Raw genomic sequence first — 17462 nt, 5'->3', positions numbered from 1 at the left:
TCCCCGCGCCGGGGAGCCCGCCCACAGCGGCCTGCCCGCCTTCGACCATGAGCGGCTGGAGCGGGCGGTGCGCGAGATCCTGATCGCGATCGGGGAGGACCCCGACCGCGAGGGGCTCCGTGAGACGCCCGCCCGGGTCGCCCGCGCCTACGCCGAGCAGTTCGCCGGGTTGCGCCAGCGGCCCGAGGACGTCCTCAACAAGGTGTTCGAGGCCGACCACGACGAGATGGTCCTGGTCAAGGACATCGAGGTCTACTCCACCTGCGAACACCACCTGGTCCCCTTCCACGGGCTGGCGCACGTGGGGTACACCCCCAACGCCAAGGGGCAGATCACCGGGCTGTCCAAGCTGGCCCGGCTGGTGGACGTCTACGCCCGCCGCCCGCAGGTGCAGGAGCGGCTGACCAGCCAGATCGCCGACGCGCTGATGGAGATCCTGGAGCCGCGCGGCGTCATCGTGGTCATCGAGGCCGAGCACCTGTGCATGACGATGCGCGGGGTGCGCAAACCCGGGGCCAAGACGGTCACCTCGGCGGTGCGCGGCGACTTCCGCGACCACGCCGAGACCCGGGCCGAGGCCATGGCGCTGATCCTGGGACGGCCGTCCTGAGACGCGCGCGCCGGTCTCTTGCCCGCCTCGGGGCATGACGGGCCGGATGTTCGGGTATGGGGCCTTCCCCGGCGAAAGTCGCTTCCGGCGGGACGCGCCGGGTCCCGGCGCAGGACATAGGCTGACTTCCATGACCATTGGCGTTCCCGGGTTCCCCGCACCAGGGCGGTGCCTCGTCATGGGCGTGGTGAACGTGACCCCGGACTCCTTCTCCGACGGCGGGGCGTGGTTCGACGCCGACAAGGCGATCAGGCACGGCCACGACCTGATCGCCGAGGGCGCCGACCTGGTGGACGTGGGCGGAGAGTCCACCCGCCCGGGGGCGCAGCGGGTGCCGCTGGCAGAGGAGCTGCGCCGGGTGATCCCGGTGATCGAGGCGCTGGCCGCCGACGGCGTCCCGGTGAGCGTGGACACCATGCGCGCCGAGGTCGCCGAGGCCGCGGTCGCCGCCGGGGCCCGGCTGGTCAACGACGTCAGCGGCGGCCTGGCCGACCCGGACATGGCGCGGGTGGTCGCCGCCGCGCAGGTGCCCTATGTGGTGATGCACTGGCGCGGGCACAGCCACGACATGTACCGCAGGGCCGAGTACGCCGACGTGGTCGCCGAGGTCCGCGCCGAACTGCACCAGCGGGTGGAGGCGGTGGTCGCCCAGGGCGTGGACCCGTCCATGATCGTGCTGGATCCGGGGCTGGGCTTCGCCAAGCGGCCCCACCACAACTGGACCCTGCTGGCCCACCTGGGCGAGCTGTCGGACGAACTGCCGATCCTGGTGGGCGCCTCCCGCAAGCGCTTTTTGGGCAAGCTGCTGGCCGGGCCGGACGGGCACCCCCGTCCGTTCATCGACTGCGACGACGCCACGGTGGCCGTCAGCGCGCTGGCGGCGGCGGCCGGCGCCTGGTGCGTGCGGGTCCACCGGGTGCGTCCCAACGCCGACGCCGTGCGCGTCGCCGCCGCGGTGCACGCCGCACAGCGAGGTGAGACCGGGTGAACCGCGCCGATCTGGCCGAGGTCGAAGAGGCCAACGCCGAGTTCTACGCCGCTTTCGAAAACGGGGACCTGGACCGGATGTCGGCGGTGTGGGCCGACGGCCCCTACGCCGCCGCCGTGGGCTGCGTGCATCCGGGCTGGCCGCTGCTGCGGGGCCGCGAGGAGGTGCTGCGGTCCTGGGCGCTGATCATGGCCAACACCCCCTACATCCAGTTCGTGCTGACCGGCGTGCGCACCGAGATCTTCGGCGACCAGGCCCTGGTGACGTGCGAGGAGAACATCATCACCGCCGACGACGGCGCCGGCGGCAGCGTGCTGGCCGGCGGGAGCGTCGTGGCCACCAACCTGTTCCTGCGGGTGGACGGCCAGTGGCGGCTGCTGCATCACCACGGGTCCCCCGTGCTGAGCCAAGGGGAGGACGAGGAGCAGTGAGCCTTCTCCGACCTGCCGTTCCCGAAGGCGGCGTGCGAGAACGCCGCCGGGGCCCAAGCGGCCCGCGGGCCGGGACGGGCCCGGCCGGCATGCGGCGACGGCCCTGGAGGCGCGGGTGAAGGCGGCCGGGCTGGACTGGATCGAGCTGACCGGGCTGCGGGCCCGGGGCCGGCACGGATGCCTGCCCGCCGAGCGGGAGCTGGGGCAGGAGTTCGTGGTGGACGTGGCGCTGGGACTGGACACCCGCCCCGCCGCGGCGAGTGACGATCTGTCCCTGACGGTCGATTATGGATCTTTGGCCGACCGGCTGGTCGCCGTCGTGACCGGAGAACCGGTCAACTTGATCGAGACGCTGGCCGAACGGCTGGCCGAGGTCTGCCTGGAGGAGCCGACGGTGCAGCAGGTCCACGTCACGGTGCACAAGCCCGCCGCCCCGGTGGGACAGGTGTTCGGTGACGTGGCCGTGAAGATCTACAGGAGCCGTTCATGACCACGCCCGACCTGACCGCCACCGGCGGCCACCTGCTGGTCCCGCAGCGCGCGGTGCTGTCGCTGGGCAGCAACCTCGGCGACCGCCTGAGCAACCTCCAGGAGGCCATCGACGCGCTGTTCGACGCCCCCGGCCTGACGTTCGTGGCGCTGTCGCCGGTGTATGAGACCACCCCGTACGGCGGTCCGGAAGGCGAAATCCCCGAACAAGACGACTACCTGAACGTGGTGCTGGTGGCCGACACCAGCCTGGCCCCGCGGGTGCTGCTGGAGCGGGTGCTCAACATCGAAAACTCCATGCAGCGGGTCCGCGAGGTCCGCTGGGGGCCGCGCACCCTGGACATCGACATCGTGATGTTCGGCAACGTGACCTGCAATGAACCGGATCTGATCCTGCCGCATCCGCGGGCGCACGAGCGGGCGTTCGTGCTGGTGCCGTGGGCGGACATCGAACCGGACGTGCTGCTGCCCGGCCACGGCCGGGTGGCCGACCTGGCGGCGGCGGCGCTGCGCGCGACCGGCCCGGACGCGGTGCGGCGCCGCGACGACCTGACCCTGCAAGAGCCCGCGTGAGGCCGACACGTCCGGCGGTGCTGGTCGCCTTGGCGGCCGGGATCGCGCTGCTGGTGTGGGGGCTGCTGCAGGCGGTGTACGGGTCGCTGCCCAAGCTGCCCTGGACGATGGCGCCGACGATGCTGCTGCTGGCCCTGGGCGAGGGGTTCACCGCCTACAACCTGTGGCGGCGGATCCGCCGCCGCCCCGGCACCCGCCCGGTGGAACCGCTGATGGTGGCCCGGATGGCGGCGCTGGCCAAGGCCAGCGCGCACGCCGGGGCGGCGATCGCCGGGATCTTCACCGGGTTCGTCCTGTACCTGTCGTCCCGGCTGGACAAGGACGTGCCGCGGGAGGACTTCTTCGTCAGCATCGGCACGCTCGTGGCGGCGCTGACGCTGGTCGGCGCGGCGATCTGGCTGGAGTACGCCTGCCGCGTCCCCAAAGGCCCCGACGACGACCGCGACGAGGACGCCTCACCCCCCGACCCGGCCCACTGGTGACCGCGGTCCCATGACGGCGGGACGCGCCGCCCGGCAGGCTTGAGGCCCGTTGAGGCGAGGAGGGGGAGGAAGGTGGCCGGGCGGGTGCGAAAGTCGGCGGTTTCCGGCGGGCTCGACGCCACGGGGGCGTCCGCCGTTCCGGTGACGGCCGCAGGAGCGGAACGGTTCGCCGCGCTGCTGCGGGCACCCGCCGCGGGCCGGGACGAGCTGCTGGAGGAGGCGCTCGAAGCGGACCGGCGGGCGGTGGCCGGCTGGGCGCTGCGGCTCTGCCGCAGCGACGCCCCCAAGGCGCAGGTCCTGCTCGCGCTGCGCGCGCTGGACGAGGCCTGCCTGCACGAAGAGTGCCCCGACCTGCTGCCGGAGGCGGCGCGCACACTGGCCGGGCTGTGCCGTCCCGACTGGGACGCCGAGCTGCTCGCCGCGGCGCTGCCGCCGCTCGGCCACTACGCCGCGGGGCCGCAGACGGCGCAGACCCTGTCGGCGATGACCGAGCACCCCGACCCGGCGGTGCGGGCGGCGGCCGTCGAAGGCATCGACCACTTCGGCGACCGGGGCTCCTTCCCCCCGGCGGAGGCGGCGCTGGTGCGGCGGCTGACCGTCCTGGTCACCGAGGACCCCGACGCCCGGGTGCGGCTGGCGGCGGCCCGGACGCTCAGGTCGGCCGACCTGTGGGAGGGGTTCGGGCCGGAGACGGTCGCGCACCTGGCGGCGGCGCTGGGCCGGGCGATCGGCATCGACCGCGACCCGCGGGTGCGCCGGGCGGCCGCCGAAGGCCTGGGCCGGCTGTCGGTCCCGCCGCCGCAGCGCCCGCCGGTGGCCGAGGCGCTGCGTCCCCACCTGACCGACCGCGACCCGCAAGTGGCGGCGTGGGCGGTGGCCTACCTGGCCGCCGGGGACGACCCCCGGGCGCTGGAGTTGCTGTGGACGGCGGTGGCGGCCCGCGACGTGCACCGGGAGTACCTGTCGGCGGCCGTGCACATGTTCGTCCCCTACCGGGACGGCGCACCCCGGCACCGCCGCCGGCTGCGCCGCGCGCTCAAACGGCTGCGCAGCCGGGGCTGGGCGGACGTCCCCTCAGACGAGCCGGGCTGGGGACCGCAGGCCCGCGCGAACTACCTCAAAACCCTGATCGGCAGCCTGTCCCCGTGGTGGGCGCCCTGGTGGCTGCCGCTGGTGTGACCGCCCGCCGGTCACTTGTCGATGTCGCCGACCACGAAGAACATCGAGCCCAAGATGGCGATCATGTCGGCGACCAGGGTGCCGGGCAGCATCTCGCCGAGCACCTGGATGTTGTTGAAGGACGCCGAGCGCAGCTTCAGCCGCCAGGGGGTCTTCTCGCCCCGGGACACCAGGTAGTAGCCGTTGATGCCCAGCGGGTTCTCCGTCCAGACATAGGTGTGGCCCTCGGGGACCTTGAGCACCTTGGGCAGCCGCTGGTTGATCGGGCCCGGCGGCAGCTCGGCCAGCCGGTCCAGGCAGGCCTCCGCCAGGTCCAGCGAGACGTAGACCTGCTCCAGCAGGCACTCGAAACGGGCCAGGCAGTCGCCCTCGGTGCGGGTGACCACCTTGACGTCCAGCTCGGGGTAGGCCAGGTAGGGCTCGTCGCGGCGCAGGTCGAAGTCCACCCCGCTGGCGCGGGCGATGGGGCCGGACACCCCGTACTGGGCGATCTGCTCGGCGGTGAGCACCCCCACGCCGCGGGTGCGGGCACGGAAGATCTCATTGCCCATGATCAGGTCGGCGATGTCGCTCATCCGGCTGCGGACCTGGGCGATCGCCTGCCTGGCCCGGCCCGTCCACCCGGCCGGCAGCTCCTCCTTCAGCCCGCCGACCCGGTTGAACATGTAGTGGATCCGGCCGCCGGAGACCTCCTCCATCACCCGCTGCAGCCGCTCGCGCTCCCGGAAGGAGTAGAAGATCGGCGTCATCGCGCCGACCTCCAGCGGATAGGACCCCAGGAACATCAGGTGGTTGAGCACCCGGTTCAGCTCGGCCAGCAGGGTGCGCACCCACACCGCCCGCTCGGGCGCCTGCATGCCCAGCATCCGCTCCACCGCCAGCACCACGCCCAGCTCGTTGGCGAACGCCGACAGCCAGTCGTGCCGGTTGGCCAGCACGATGATCTGCCGGTAGTCGCGCGCCTCGAACAGCTTCTCGGCGCCGCGGTGCATGTACCCGATGATCGGTTCGGCCTTGGTGATGCGCTCGCCGTCCAGCGTCAGCCGCAGCCGCAGCACACCGTGCGTGGAAGGGTGCTGGGGGCCGATGTTGAGGACCATGTCCTCGGTGGCCAGCTCCTTGGCCCCGGCGCCGATCCCGACGGTGCGGACGGTCTCCTGGGTGCTCATCTTGCCTATCGTGCCACGGGTCGTTTCCAGGCCGAGGGGTCGCGGGCCTTGGGGTGCTTCGGGTTGACTTGGGAGGCGATGAACACGCCCTACGGTCGGCCACAGCCCGGTCCTTCGCCGATGGGCCAGGGCCACGGCCCTCTCCCAGGACAACCGAACATGCCGTACGGCCCGGCGGCCCCGCCGGGCGGGGCGTTCGACCCGCCCGCCGGGGGCGACTGGCACCGGGTCTCGCCCCGGCTGCGGTGGCACCGGCGGATCACCGCCGTGCTGACCGCGCTGCCGGTCGCGCTCATCGGCGCCTGGTGGGTGCACCAGGGCGGCGGCGCCCTCGGCGTTGTGCTGTGGCTGGCGCTGGTGGCGGTGAGCTGCGCGATGGCCTGGATCGTCGCCGAGCTGGCCTACCGCTCCCTGGGGTATGCGGAGCGGGCCGAGGACCTGCTGGTCACCAGCGGGGTGTTCGTCCGCCGGCTGGTGGTCGTCCCCTATGGGCGGATGCAGCTGGTGGACGTGACCGCCGGGCTGCTGGAGCGGTGGATGGGCATCGCCACGGTCCGGCTGCACACCGCCGCGGCCGCCACCGACGCCCGCATCCCCGGGCTGCCGGCGGCCGAGGCCGCCCAGCTCCGCGACCGGCTCGCGCAAAAGGGCGAGGCGAGGAGCATGGGACTGTGAACGGCCCCTACCCGCCGCCCGGCGGACCCGTCCCCGGAGGGCCGCCGCCGCACGGCTACCAGCCGCCGGGGTACGGCCCCGCGATGCCCCCCGGCCCGCCGGCCGCGCCGCCCGGCTACGGGCAGATGCCGCCCGCCCGCTTCTCGGCGGGCGTGCACCGGCTGCACCCGGCCACCGCGCTGCTGCGGGCGTTCGTGTTCTGGCTCATCTACTTCGTGCTGCTGGGTTTTCCGCTGCTGCTGACCCGGCGCGGCGAGGAACTGGTGCTGTTTGCGCCCGAGGCGGTGCGGCGCTTTGCGCTGGTGTCCATCCCGGTGACGGTCGCCGCCGTGGTCGTCGGCATCTGGGGCTGGCTGGCCCTGCGCTTTTGGGTCGCCGGGGACGAGCTGGTCGTCGAGACCGGGCTGCTGCGCAAGCGCCGGCGGCTGATCCCGCTGTCGCGGGTGCAGGCCATCGACGTGGTCCGGCCGCTGATGACCCGGCTGACCGGGCTGGCGGAGGTCCGGGTGGAGGCGGCCGGCGGGGACCGGGCCGAGGTCTGCCTGCGCTACCTGGGACGCGGCGCGGCCCAGCGGCTGCGGGCCGAGCTGCTGGCGCTGGCCGCCGGGCTGCCCGGGCACACCCCCGAGGCACCCGAGCAGCCGTTTTGGCGGGTCCCCTTCGGCACCCTGTTCCTGTCGCTGATCAGCAGGCTGCCCGTCGCCGCCGCCGGCGTGCTGTTCCTGACGGCGCTGATGGCGTCTTTGAGCCTGCTGGAGCCGGGCTTTTTCAGCGTGGCGGTCACCACCCTGCTGGGCCTGATCGGCTCGGTGATCGCCCCGCTGGTGACATACGGCGGTTTCACCGTGGCGATCTCCCCGGACGGCCTGCGGCTGCGCCACGGCCTGCTGGAGACCCGGATGCAGACCGTCCCGCCCGGCCGGGTGCAGGCGGTCGCCATCGTCGAGCCGGTGCTGTGGCGGCAGCGCGGCTGGGCCCGGGTGGAGGCCACCGTCGCCGGGTACGCCGGCGAACGCCAGGCCCTGTCGTCGGTGCTGCTGCCGGTGGCCCCGCGCCAGGTGGCGGTGGCGCTGGTGGCCCAGGTCTTCCCGGGCGCCAACGTGGACGCCGTCCCGCTGCTGCCGGCCTCCGCCAAGGGGCTGTCCCTGGACCGCTTCGCCGCCGCCGGCACCGACGATGTCGTCTTCGTGACCCGCCGCGGCCTGCTGTGCCGCCGCACCGAGGTGATCGCCCACGCCCGCGCCCAGAGCGTCCGGCTGACCTCCGGCCCGCTGCAGCGCCTGTTCGGCCTGGGCACCGTGCACGTGGACGCCCCCTCCGGCCCGGTCCGCGTCGCCGCCATCGACCGCGACCTGCCCGAGGCCCGCCTCATCGTCGAGTCCACCGCCGAACGCGCCCGCCGCGCCCGCGCCCACACCCGCTCCGACCCCACCCGCTGGGCCCGCTGACCCCGGTTTTTCGGACGAGCCGGGATCACTCGGTGTAGTGTTCCGATTGCTCACTTTGGGTGCTCCAGGATGCGTGAGCACGGTCCGTATGCTGGGAGCCGACGCGGAGACGAGGTGCGGGGATGACCGCCATGGTGCGTGAACCGCACAAGGGTCTGAAGCTGGAACGCAGCGGACTGTGCCCCAAGAACTACCTCATCCCCGACGGGGTGCTCGCGCCGCTCGCCCTGGACGTCTTCGCAGAGGCCGACTCGTGGATGGAACCGGACGGGATCGTCCTGGTCATCGAGGTGACGAGCACCCATGCCGACCGGGACCGGCGGGATGAGCGGCACTGCTACGCCAAAGGCGGGATCCCGTTCTGCCTGCTGGTCGATCGCGAGCAGCGGACGGTGAGCCTGTTCAGCGAGCCGCGCAGCGACGAGGGCAGGGAGGACTACCTGCAGGAGACCCGGGTGATCTTCGGTAAGCCGCTGGAGCCGCCCGAGCCGTTCTCCTTCACTTTGGACACCTCTGAGCTCAGTTGGCCAAGGGTGCGGGCAGGGGGATGTGCTTGGTCTGGGCGAGCCAGCCGAAGCCGCCCAGGCCGGTGGGGTCGATGAGCTCGGCCTCCTCGCCGGCTCTGCGCAGGGCGGCGACATAGGCGCGCGGGTCGCGGTGGGCCAGGGTGATCGGGGGGCGGGCGCCGGTCAGGCCCAGGGCGCGCAGGGCGCGGCGCTGGGTGGTCAGGGCGGTGGCGGTGGCGCCCGCGGCGCTTCCGCCGGCGGCGCAGGCGTCCAGGGCGACGTGGGCGGTGATGTCGCAGGAGCCGTCCGGGACGGGGGGAACGGCGTGGCCGTCCCGGTAGCCGGTCAGGGAGCCGCAGGGGGGACGGGTGTCGCGGGTGTGGCAGTAGTCGACGGCGACGGCCAGGCCGCCGGCCAGGCGGCGCACCACCGAGGCCCAGGCGGCGCAGCGGGGGCGGCCGACCTCGGCGCGGTCGCCGGGGTCCCGCAGCGGCCACCAGCGCCGCAGCCACTCCAGGTCCTCGGCGCAGGGCGCCGGGCCCAGCCGCTCGGCCCCGGTGGCGGGATCGACCAGCACGGTGCGGGGGCCGTCACCGGTCATCTCCACCACGTCCAGGGGGATGTTGTCCAGCCACTCGTTGGCGATGACCAGGCCGGTGATGGTCTCCGGCGGCTCGGTGCGCCAGGCGATCCGGTCGGCAAGGGCCGGCGGGCGGGGGGCCAGTTCCACGGCCACCGGGTTGAGCCGGGCGGCCAGGGCGGGGTCGGCCGCCTCGGTGATCTGGGCGATCAGGCCGCCGCAGCCGGCGCCGATGTCGACCAGGTCGAGGCGGGAGGGACGCCCCAGTGCCTCGTCCACCTGGACCAGCAGGCGCAGCAGCGCCTCGGCGTAGCGGGGGGAGGCGTGCACGGAGGTGCGAAAGTGCGCGGCGGGCCGTTCGCCCCGGCTGTAGAAGCCGCCCTCCCCGTAGAGCGCCTGCTGCATCGCCGTTCGCCAGGTCACCCACCGCTCCACAGCAGGGACGCTACCGGAAGGCCGCACCGGGCAACGGCGAAGCGAGCGCTCTCCCCGTGGTCGCATGGACGTCCGACCTGAGTCGGATGGCTCCCTTCGAGGCCGGCCGTACTCTGAAACCCGTGATCAGGAGAGCGTGGGCGTGGTGGCGCGGCCATCGGACGCTGGTGGACCTGGCCTTCGTCTCGCCCCTGCTGTTCCTGTCGATCACATCGGCCCGCTACTACACCGAGCCGGGGCCGGCGGCGACCTCCCGGCCGATCCCCGAGCAGCTGTGCATCCCGCTGGTGCTGGCCCTGCTGCTGCCGCTGGCCCTGCGGCGGCGCTGGCCGGTGGGGGTGTTCAGCTGGATCGCCGGGCTGTCGTTCCTGCAGTGGCTGCTGGACCTGACCATCATCCCCGCCAACATGGGCGTGCTGGTCGCCCTGTACACGGTGGCGGCCAACTGCTCGTTCCGCTGGGCGCTGGCCGCCGGGCTGGTCGGCGAGCTGGGGGCGGTGATGGCGGCCTGGCGGTACACGGTGCATCCCGCCGACCGCAAGTACACGGTCGTCATGCTGTCGGCGGTGGTCGCCGGGATCTGGATCCTCGGCGTCTACATCAGCACCCGGCGGGCCTACATGCGCTCGCTGGAGGAGCGGGCGGTGCGGGCCGAACGCGAACGCGACACCCAGGTGCAGATCGCCAGGGCGGCCGAGCGGGCGCGGATCGCCCGGGAGCTGCACGATGTGGTGGCGCACAACGTCAGCGTCATCGTGGTGCAGGCCGACGGCGCCTCCTACGCCATCGACACTGACCGGGAGCGGGCCAAGAAGGCGCTGGAGGCGATCTCGGCCACCGGGCGGCTGGCGCTGGCGGAGATGCGGCGGCTGCTGGGCGTGCTGCGCGAAGAGGACGACGCCGGCTCCTATGCCCCGCAGCCGGGCGTGGCGCAGCTGAGCGACCTGGTCGAGCAGGTCCGCTCCTCGGGGCTGCCGCTGGATTTCCAGGTGGAGGGCGTCCCGGTGGAACTGCCGCCGGGCATGCAGCTGGCGGTGTTCCGGATCGTCCAGGAGGCGCTGACCAACACCCTCAAGCACGGCGGTCCGGGGGTGAGCGCACAGGTGCGCCTGCACTACGGTGACGAGGCGATCGAGGTGACGGTCACCGACGACGGGCGGGGCGCGGCGGCCGAGGGCGACGGGCTCGGCCACGGGTTGGCCGGGATGCGGGAGCGGGCCGCGATGTACGGGGGCGAGGTGCACGCCGGGCCCCGGGCCGGTGGCGGCTACCGGGTCGTGGCCCGCCTGCCGCTGCGAGAGGAGGCCAAGAGCGCGTGATCCGCGTGATGCTGGTCGACGACCAGGAACTGGTGCGCACCGGGTTCCGCATGGTGCTGGACGCCCAGCCCGACATCGAGGTGGTCGCCGAGGCCGGCGACGGCGCCCAGGTGGTGGACCTGCTGCGGGCGCACACCACCGACGTGGTGCTGATGGACGTGCGGATGCCCCGCGTGGACGGCATCGAGGCCACCCGGCGGATCGGCGCGCTGCCCGCCGAGCGGCGCCCCAGAGTGATCATCTTGACCACCTTCGACCTGGACGAGTACGCCTTCGCGGCGATCAAGGCGGGCGCCTCGGGGTTCCTGCTCAAGGACGCCGGGCCCGCCCAGCTGATCGAGGCGATCCGGGCGGTGCACTCCGGCGACGCGGTGGTGGCGCCCAGCACCACCCGGCGGCTGCTGGACCGTTTCGCGGTGCACCTGCCCGACGCCGAACAGCAGAGCGCCGCCGGGGCGCTGGCCGCGCTGACCGCCCGCGAGCGGGAGGTGCTGCACCTGGTGGCGCGGGGCCTGTCCAACGCCGAGATCGCCGGGCGGCTGCACGTCTCGGAGGCGACGGTCAAGACCCACATGGGCCGCATCCTGACCAAGCTGGGGCTGCGCGACCGGGTGCAGGCCGTGGTCTTCGCCTACGAGACGGGCCTGGTCAAAAGGGGGCAGTCCGGCGCTTGACCGCTCAAGGGCGGACCGGAGGCGTACGACTTCGGTCGTACGGCGGCGATCAGGTACCCCGCAATGGGCACGCCAAGCATGGACGCGGGGCCGATGGCAGGGAGAGCGGCCGTCCCTAGCGTGGCCTGTGCATGTCCGCACATTCCGAGGAGGCTACGTGACCAGCATGCTCTCCCGCGCGCCCGGCGATGCCGGGCCGCCCGCCGGCCATCCGGCCGTCGCCGCCGCCGACGTGGTCAAGGTCTACGGCAGCGGGGACGCGGCGGTGCACGCCCTGCGCGGGGTCAGCGTGACGTTCGCCAAGGGCGCGTTCACCGCGATCATGGGGCCGTCCGGGTCCGGCAAGTCCACCCTGATGCACTGCCTGGCCGGGCTGGACGCCGTCACCTCCGGCCGGATCACGCTGGGCGGCACCGAGATCACCGGCCTGGGCGACCGGCGGCTGACGCTGCTGCGCCGCGAGCGGGTGGGTTTCGTCTTCCAGTCCTTCAACCTGCTGCCCATGCTGACCGCCGAGGAGAACATCCTGCTGCCGCTGCGGCTGGCCGGCCGCCGGCCCGACCGGGCCTGGTTCGACCGGGTGGTGGACGTGGTGGGGCTGCGCGACCGGCTGACGCACCGGCCCGGCGAGCTGTCCGGCGGCCAGCAGCAGCGGGTGGCCTGCGCCCGGGCGCTGGTGACCCGCCCCGAGGTGATCTTCGCCGACGAGCCCACCGGCAATCTGGACTCCCGCGCCGGCGCCGAGGTGCTGGACTTCCTGCGGCTGTCGGTGCGGGAGATGGGCCAGACGATCGTGATGGTGACCCACGACCCGGTGGCGGCCTCTTATGCCGACCGGGTGGTGTTCCTGCACGACGGGCGGATCGTCTCCGAGCTGGCCGCGCCCACCCCGCAGACCGTGCTCGACCGGCTCAAGGCGCTGGGAGGCTGAGGGATGCTGCGGGTCTGCCTGGCCGGGTTGCGCGTCCACCGGCTGCGGCTGGTGCTCACCACCGTGGCCGTCATGCTCGGCGTCGCCTTCATCTCCGGCACGTTCGTCCTCACCGACACCATGCAGGCGGGCATCGACAAGAAGTTCACCGCCTCGGCGAGCAAGGTGGACGTGGCCGTGCTGCCCAAGAGGGGCGGCGAGGAGATGACGCAGCGGACGGTGGCGGCGGTCCGGGCGGTGCCGGGAGTGCGACAGGTTCACCCGATGCTGCGGGGCGAGGCCGTGCTGATCGGCAAGGACGGCAAGGCCTACGGCGACATGCCCCCCATCGCCCTGTCGGTCACCACCGGTCCGCTGCAGCGTTACGACATCCTCCAAGGGAGGGCTCCGGCCGCGCCGCACGAGGTGGTGCTGGATGAGCGGACCGCCAAACGCAACGAGTTCGCCGTGGGCGCCGCCCTCACGGTGCTGGACGCCGCGGGCCGGGAGCGGCGCTTCACCCTGACCGGGCTGGCCGACTTCGGCATCGACGCGGAGGTCGGATGGCGCGGCGGCCTCGGCTTCACCCCCGAGGCCATCGCCGCGGTCACCGCCCGGCCCGGCCTGATCGAGATCGACGTGCTCGGCGACGGCGACCCGGCGGCGCTGCGCCGGGCGGTCGCCGCGGCCGTCGGCCCCGGCTACGACGTGGTGACCGCCCGCGAGCTGGGCGAGCGGCTGGTGCAGCGGGCGGGCGCCGACACCGGGGTCATCCGCATCGGGCTGCTGCTCTTCGGCGTGGTGTCCATGCTGGTGGCCGCGCTGGTCATCTACAACACCTTCGCGATCCTCATCGCCCAGCGGATGCGCCAGACGGCGCTGCTGCGCTGCGTCGGCGCCACCCGCCGCCAGGTCTTCGGCGGGGTGCTGCTGGAGTCGGCGCTGGTCGGCCTGGCCGGTTCGCTGGCCGGGCTGGTGCTGGGCGTGGCGCTGGCGGGCGGGCTGTCGGCGCTGCTGGGCGGAACGGACGCCGGTGTCTCCGCCGACTTCTTCACCGTGACCCCGGTCGCCGTCGCCGCCGGGCTGACGGTCGGCGTCGTGGCGACCGTGCTGGCGGCCCTGCTGCCCGCCCGCGCCGCCACCCGGGTCGCCCCGGTCGCCGCGCTGCGCACGGAACCGGAGCCGGGCGGGGGCCGTTTCCGGCTGGGCCTGCCCCGCACGATCGCGGCGGCCCTGCTGGGCGGCCTCGGCGTGGCGGTGGCCCTGGCCGGTTCGCTGGCCATGGACAAGGGCGAGAGCGCGATGCTCACGGTCGCCGCCGGAGGCGCCCTGCTGTTCCTGGGGGTGGTCGCGGTGATGCCCGCGCTGGTGCGCCCGCTGGGACGGATGGTCGGCGCGCTGCCGGCCCGCCTCACCGGCGTCCCCGGGCGGCTGGCGGTGGCCAACGCCCACCGCACCCCGCGCCGCACCGCCACCACCACCATCGCGCTGACCATCGGGGTGGGGCTGATGAGCCTGTTCGCGGTGGTGGCGGCCAGCGGCCGGGCCACCGCGCTGGCGATGCTGGAACGGCAGTTCCCGGTCGACTTCCAGGTGCACACCCAGTTCGGCACCGGTGAGCCGGACGAGCGGATGAGGCTGCCGGCCGATCTGGCCGCCCGCCTGCGCGAGCGGCCCGACCTGGCCCACGTCACCGAGCTGTGGCGGCGGCAGGCGCGCCTGGGCGGCGACCCCGTCGCCGTGGGGGCGGTCACCCGCGCCTCCCTCGGCGACCTGGTCAATCCCCCGGTGGTGAGCGGATCGCTGGACGACCTGCGTCCCGGGACGATCGCCGTGCACCGCAGCGCGGCCGAACGCCGCGGCCTGGCCGTCGGCCGGACGGTCCGCCTCACGGTGAAGGGAGGGACGGTGCCGTTCACGGTGGTGGCGGTGTTCGACGGGGAGACGCCGCTGCCGCCCTACCTGCTGCCTGAGGCCGACTTCGCCGCGCACTTCGGCGCCCAGGGCCCTTGGATGATCTACGCCAAGGTCCGCGACGGCGCCGATCCCGACCGTGCGCGGCAGGCGCTGGAGCAGGCCACCCGGCACCTTCCCACCGTCAAGGTGACCTCGGTCGCCGAGGCGAAGGACCAGTTCAACCGGGCCATCGACACCTTGCTGCTGGTGTTCGGCGGGCTGCTGGGCCTGGCGGTGATCATCGCGTTGTTCGGCATCGCCAACACCCTCGGCCTGTCGGTGGTGGAACGCACCCGCGAGTCGGCGCTGCTGCGCGCCCTGGGCCTGACGAGAGGCCAGCTCCGCCTGATGCTGTCGGTGGAGGCGGTGATCATGGCGGTGATCGGCGCGCTGACCGGGGTGGTGCTCGGCGCGGCGTTCGGCTGGGCGGCCACCGGGGCGATGGGCGAGTCGGTGGTGTTCGCCCTGCCCTACGCCCAGCTCGCCGGCCTGATGGCGCTGGCGGCCGCGGCCGGGCTGGCCGCCGCGGTGCTGCCGGCCCGCCGCGCCGCCAAGGCGTCGGTCGTGGCGGCGCTCGCCCACGACTGAGCGTTCCGCTGCCAGACTCGGCGGGTACCCGCCGTGACGGGGACGCGGCGTACCCGGAGCGATCCGGCTCCGGGTACGCTGTGCGGGCACCGTCCGGTACCCGACTGAGGACTGGAACGACGATGGATTCACATGCCGTGCCGTCTTCGGCCACGCCCGAGGACCGGCCCGCCCGGCTGTCGGTCGGCGTGGTCGGCGCCGGACGGGTCGGCACCGCGCTGGGGGCGGCGCTGCGGCTGGCCGGGCACAAGGTGAGGGCCGCCGCCGCGATCTCCGAGACCTCCCGCCGCCGCGCCGCCGAACGGCTGCCCGGCGCCCGCCTGGTCACCCCCCAGGAGGCGGTGGCCTCCTGTGAGCTGGTGCTGCTGACCGTCCCCGACGACGCCCTGCCGGAGCTGGTGGCCGGGCTGGTGGCCACCGGCGTGCCGGTGGAGGGCAGGCTGCTGGTGCACACCAGCGGCCGGTACGGCATCGGGGTGCTGGACCCGGCGACGAGGGCGGGCGCGCTGCCGCTGGCGCTGCACCCGGTGATGACCTTCACCGGACGCCCCGACGATCTGAACCGGCTGGCCGGCATCCGGTTCGGGGTGACCTCCCCGCCGTCGCTGCGCCCGGTCGCCGAGGCGCTGGTGGTGGAGATGGGCGGGGACCCGGTGTGGATCCCCGAAGAGCGGCGCACCCTCTACCACGCGGCCCTGGCCAGCGGCGCCAACCACCTGGTCACGCTGGTCGTGGAGGCGATGGACCTGCTGCGCGCCGCCGGGGTGGACGACCCGGCGGGCATGCTGGGGCCGCTGCTGGGCGCCGCGCTGGACAACGCGCTGCGGCTGGGCATGAACGGGCTGACCGGCCCGGTGGCCCGCGGCGACGCCGGCACCGTGGCCGGCCACATCGCCGAGCTGGCCAAGGTCTCCCCTGAAAGCGCCCGCGCCTATGTGGCGATGGCCCGCCTGACCGCCGACCGGGCGCTGGCCGCCGGGCTGCTCAAACCCGAAGACGCCGAGCGGCTGCTGGAAGCGCTGGCCGACTCCTGAACAGACCTCCCGGGGCCTCGTCCCCTCCCGTCCTACCGCCCTGACCAGGTGTGAAAGGGGAAAAGCAGCCATGACACCGGTCATCGCCCGCACCCGCGAGGAGCTGGCCAGTGCCCGCGCCGAGATCACCGGCACGCTGGCGCTCGTCCCGACGATGGGCGCGCTGCACGAGGGGCACCTGTCGCTGATCCGCCGGGCCGGGGAGCTGGCCGACGCGGTGGCGGTGAGCATCTTCGTCAACCCGCTGCAGTTCGGCCCGCACGAGGACCTCGACCGCTACCCCCGGACGTTCGAGGCCGACGTCGCCGCCTGCGCGGCCGAGGGCGTGGACCTGATCTGGGCGCCCACGGTGGAGGAGATGTACCCCGCCCAGCCGCAGGTCCGCCTCAGCGCCGGGCGGATGGGCACCGTGGTGGAGGGCGCCTCCCGGCCCGGCCACTTCGACGGGGTGCTCACCGTCGTGATGAAGCTGTTCAACCAGGTCCGCCCGGATGTGGCGGTCTTCGGCGCCAAGGACGCCCAGCAGCTGGCGCTGATCCGCCGCATGGTCGCCGACCTGGACGTGCCGGTGCGCATCGAGGCCGGCCCCACCGTGCGCGAGGCGGACGGCCTGGCGCTCTCCAGCCGCAACCGCTACCTGTCGCCGGAGGAGCGCCGCACCGCGCTGGCGCTGTCGCGGGCGCTGCGGGCCGGCGAGCAGGCCGCGGGCGAGGGCCCGGCGGCGATCCTGCAGGCCGCCCGCGCCGTGCTGGCCGAGGCCGAGCAGGCCGACCCGCCGCTGGTTCCCGACTACCTCGAACTGGTCGACCCGGCCACCTTTGAGCCGGTCGGCGAGTCCCACGCCGGTGAGGCCGTGCTGGTCGTCGCCGCCAAGGTCGGCACCACCCGGCTGATCGACAACGTCCCCCTCACCCTCGAGCCCCGGGAGAAGTGATGTTCCGCACGATGTTCAAGTCGAAGATCCACCGCGCCACGGTCACCCAGGCCGACCTGCACTATGTGGGCTCGCTGACCGTTGACGCGGACCTGATGGACGCCGCCGACCTGCTGCCCGGCGAGCAGGTGCAGGTGGTCGACATCGACAACGGCGCCCGGCTGGAGACCTACCTGATCGCCGGTCCCCGCGGCTCGGGCGTGATCGGCGTCAACGGCGCCGCCGCCCGCCTGGTCAGCCCCGGCGACCTGGTGATCATCATCAGCTACGCCGTGATGACCGACGCGCAGGCCCGTTCCTTCACGCCCCGGGTGGTGCACGTGGATCGGTCCAACCGGATCATCTCGCTGGGCGAGGACCCGGCCGAGCCCGTTCCCGGCAGCGATCAGCTGCGCGGCGACGCCCTGCTGCAGGGCGCCCAGGCCGCGCCCGGCGACGGCCGGATCCGGTGAAGACCGCCCCCGGCGTCGGCGCACTGTTTC

Annotated in this window: 19 protein-coding genes; 17 read left to right on the top strand and 2 right to left on the bottom strand. The window is 73.9% G+C overall.

Annotated elements, in window-relative coordinates; all coding sequences use genetic code 11:
• The first annotated feature begins 31 nt into the window (after window positions 1-31).
• The 7 genes from folE (at window position 32) to BUE48_RS22430 (ending at window position 4752) form a co-directional block, all read left to right on the top strand.
• On the top strand, window positions 32-610 hold the full coding sequence (gene folE, locus BUE48_RS22460; protein WP_086014649.1) for a GTP cyclohydrolase I FolE: 579 nt from the start codon (window positions 32-34) through the stop codon (window positions 608-610).
• Window positions 611-788: 178 nt separating this feature from the next.
• Window positions 789-1598 carry a dihydropteroate synthase gene (gene folP / locus BUE48_RS22455; RefSeq protein ID WP_012854813.1) on the top strand — a complete coding sequence of 270 codons (810 nt, stop codon included), beginning with the start codon at window positions 789-791 and terminating at the stop codon, window positions 1596-1598.
• Complete coding sequence (locus BUE48_RS22450; RefSeq protein WP_012854812.1) at window positions 1595-2029, top strand: nuclear transport factor 2 family protein; 435 nt, start codon at window positions 1595-1597, stop codon at window positions 2027-2029. The genes folP and BUE48_RS22450 overlap by 4 nt, the downstream gene beginning before the upstream one ends.
• Before the next feature lie 115 nt (window positions 2030-2144).
• A complete protein-coding gene (gene folB / locus BUE48_RS22445) occupies window positions 2145-2519 on the top strand; it encodes a dihydroneopterin aldolase (RefSeq protein WP_012854811.1) in 375 nt (124 codons plus the stop codon).
• Window positions 2516-3091 (top strand): 2-amino-4-hydroxy-6-hydroxymethyldihydropteridine diphosphokinase, encoded by a 576-nt coding sequence (folK, locus tag BUE48_RS22440; protein ID WP_012854810.1) that lies wholly within the window; start codon window positions 2516-2518, stop codon window positions 3089-3091. Before folB ends, folK begins: the two co-directional genes overlap by 4 nt.
• Window positions 3088-3573, top strand: coding sequence for a DUF3180 domain-containing protein (locus BUE48_RS22435; RefSeq protein ID WP_012854809.1), 486 nt, complete (start codon window positions 3088-3090; stop codon window positions 3571-3573). The genes folK and BUE48_RS22435 overlap by 4 nt, the downstream gene beginning before the upstream one ends.
• Window positions 3574-3657: 84 nt before the next feature.
• Window positions 3658-4752: a HEAT repeat domain-containing protein gene (locus tag BUE48_RS22430; protein WP_169313048.1), complete on the top strand. Its 1095-nt coding sequence runs from the start codon at window positions 3658-3660 to the stop codon at window positions 4750-4752.
• 11 nt (window positions 4753-4763) lie between these two features.
• Here the strand turns inward: BUE48_RS22430 and BUE48_RS22425 are convergent, their stop codons facing one another.
• Window positions 4764-5921 (bottom strand): NADH-quinone oxidoreductase subunit D, encoded by a 1158-nt coding sequence (locus BUE48_RS22425; protein ID WP_012854807.1) that lies wholly within the window; start codon window positions 5919-5921, stop codon window positions 4764-4766.
• A 159-nt stretch (window positions 5922-6080) separates the two neighbouring features.
• Between BUE48_RS22425 and BUE48_RS22420 the strand changes: the two genes are divergently transcribed.
• From BUE48_RS22420 to BUE48_RS22410, 3 genes are all read left to right on the top strand, one after another.
• Entirely contained in the window at window positions 6081-6596 is a 516-nt protein-coding gene (locus BUE48_RS22420) for a PH domain-containing protein (protein WP_286990955.1), read from the top strand.
• Window positions 6593-8044, top strand: coding sequence for a PH domain-containing protein (locus BUE48_RS22415; protein ID WP_286990953.1), 1452 nt, complete (start codon window positions 6593-6595; stop codon window positions 8042-8044). The genes BUE48_RS22420 and BUE48_RS22415 overlap by 4 nt, the downstream gene beginning before the upstream one ends.
• Window positions 8045-8166: 122 nt before the next feature.
• A complete protein-coding gene (locus BUE48_RS22410; protein ID WP_012854804.1) occupies window positions 8167-8646 on the top strand; it encodes a Uma2 family endonuclease in 480 nt (159 codons plus the stop codon).
• Here the strand turns inward: BUE48_RS22410 and BUE48_RS22405 are convergent.
• Window positions 8564-9553, bottom strand: a complete 990-nt coding sequence (locus tag BUE48_RS22405; RefSeq protein WP_012854803.1) for an SAM-dependent methyltransferase — start codon at window positions 9551-9553, stop codon at window positions 8564-8566. The genes BUE48_RS22410 and BUE48_RS22405 overlap by 83 nt on opposite strands.
• A 134-nt stretch (window positions 9554-9687) precedes the next feature.
• On the opposite strand from BUE48_RS22405, the gene BUE48_RS22400 reads away from it, so the two are divergent.
• The 7 genes from BUE48_RS22400 (at window position 9688) to panD (ending at window position 17432) form a co-directional block, all read left to right on the top strand.
• Window positions 9688-10884, top strand: a complete 1197-nt coding sequence (locus BUE48_RS22400) for a sensor histidine kinase (protein WP_245536918.1) — start codon at window positions 9688-9690, stop codon at window positions 10882-10884.
• Window positions 10881-11558, top strand: coding sequence for a response regulator transcription factor (locus BUE48_RS22395; RefSeq protein ID WP_012854801.1), 678 nt, complete (start codon window positions 10881-10883; stop codon window positions 11556-11558). The genes BUE48_RS22400 and BUE48_RS22395 overlap by 4 nt, the downstream gene beginning before the upstream one ends.
• A 166-nt stretch (window positions 11559-11724) precedes the next feature.
• Window positions 11725-12489, top strand: coding sequence for an ABC transporter ATP-binding protein (locus tag BUE48_RS22390; RefSeq protein ID WP_052305721.1), 765 nt, complete (start codon window positions 11725-11727; stop codon window positions 12487-12489).
• A gap of 3 nt (window positions 12490-12492) precedes the next feature.
• A complete protein-coding gene (locus BUE48_RS22385) occupies window positions 12493-15012 on the top strand; it encodes an ABC transporter permease (protein ID WP_012854799.1) in 2520 nt (839 codons plus the stop codon).
• Window positions 15013-15134: 122 nt separating this feature from the next.
• Window positions 15135-16046: a Rossmann-like and DUF2520 domain-containing protein gene (locus BUE48_RS22380; RefSeq protein ID WP_012854798.1), complete on the top strand. Its 912-nt coding sequence runs from the start codon at window positions 15135-15137 to the stop codon at window positions 16044-16046.
• Between the two features lie 70 nt (window positions 16047-16116).
• On the top strand, window positions 16117-16980 hold the full coding sequence (panC, locus tag BUE48_RS22375) for a pantoate--beta-alanine ligase (RefSeq protein WP_286990949.1): 864 nt from the start codon (window positions 16117-16119) through the stop codon (window positions 16978-16980).
• Window positions 16980-17432: an aspartate 1-decarboxylase gene (gene panD / locus BUE48_RS22370; RefSeq protein WP_286990947.1), complete on the top strand. Its 453-nt coding sequence runs from the start codon at window positions 16980-16982 to the stop codon at window positions 17430-17432. The genes panC and panD overlap by 1 nt, the downstream gene beginning before the upstream one ends.
• The last annotated feature ends 30 nt before the right edge of the window (window positions 17433-17462 follow it).

Origin of the sequence: Thermomonospora sp. CIF 1 (assembly GCF_001896795.1) — a bacterium.
Lineage (GTDB): Bacteria > Actinomycetota > Actinomycetes > Streptosporangiales > Streptosporangiaceae > Thermomonospora > Thermomonospora curvata.
The sequence above is the reverse complement of the archived record's forward strand: the minus strand, read 5'-3'. Positions and strand labels throughout refer to the sequence as shown.